A 654-nucleotide genomic window follows, 5' to 3' on the forward strand; every position below is an offset into this window, starting at 1 on the left:
GCAACAGTGGCCGGCTGACATTCGGGACTTACCGCAAGTCCACGGGGGCGTCTGTGCCGCCGCGTGACTTCACTGTGCGTCTGTATGAGTCCGGTGCCACGGTTCAGGGCTGCTCAGCCTTTAAGGCAGGGCAGGTCGCCACCCTGGATTTTGGTAACCCGGGGCAGCTGGACGCAGGGGGCGTGGTCACCCGCGGTGCCGGTGATGGTATTCGCGTGGATGTGCGGGCGGTGGATGCGCAGGCAGATTATCGCGGACGTCTGACTCAGGACAGTCATTCGGTGAATTACCCGGTGGAGTTTGCTGCTAAAGGACAGTTCCGTTTTCGTGCGCAGCCGGTGTTTCCGGCGAACGTGAAGGCGGGGGAATACACGGGTGCACTGACCTTTGTGGTCACGTATCAGTAACGGAGAAAAGGATTGTGTGTGCAGGAAAGAAGGCAGTCGCTGAGCTGGTTTCGTCCGTGTTTTTCCGTCGGGCCGCACTTGCGCTTGCCGTATCAGCTGCTTTTGCCAGTGCCACAGGTGTTGCAGGTGAAAAACTGGATATGTCCTTTATCCAGGGTGGTGTCGGGGTTAATCCGGAAGTCTGGGCAGCCCTGAACGGCAGCTATGCACCGGGGCGTTATCTGGTTGACCTGTCCCTGAACGGGAA

At 59.2% G+C, this 654-nt stretch carries 2 protein-coding genes; both read left to right on the forward strand.

What is annotated here, in order from left to right:
• On the forward strand, positions 1 to 407 hold a 407-nt coding region (locus C0K55_RS25720), incomplete at its 5' end, for a fimbrial protein (protein ID WP_105283461.1).
• A 14-nt stretch (positions 408 to 421) separates the two neighbouring features.
• Positions 422 to 654 (forward strand): hypothetical protein (locus C0K55_RS25725; RefSeq protein WP_272898104.1); only part of this gene is annotated, 233 nt, incomplete at its 3' end.

The sequence above is a fragment of the Escherichia sp. MOD1-EC6098 genome (assembly GCF_002965865.1).
GTDB lineage: Bacteria > Pseudomonadota > Gammaproteobacteria > Enterobacterales > Enterobacteriaceae > Escherichia > Escherichia marmotae.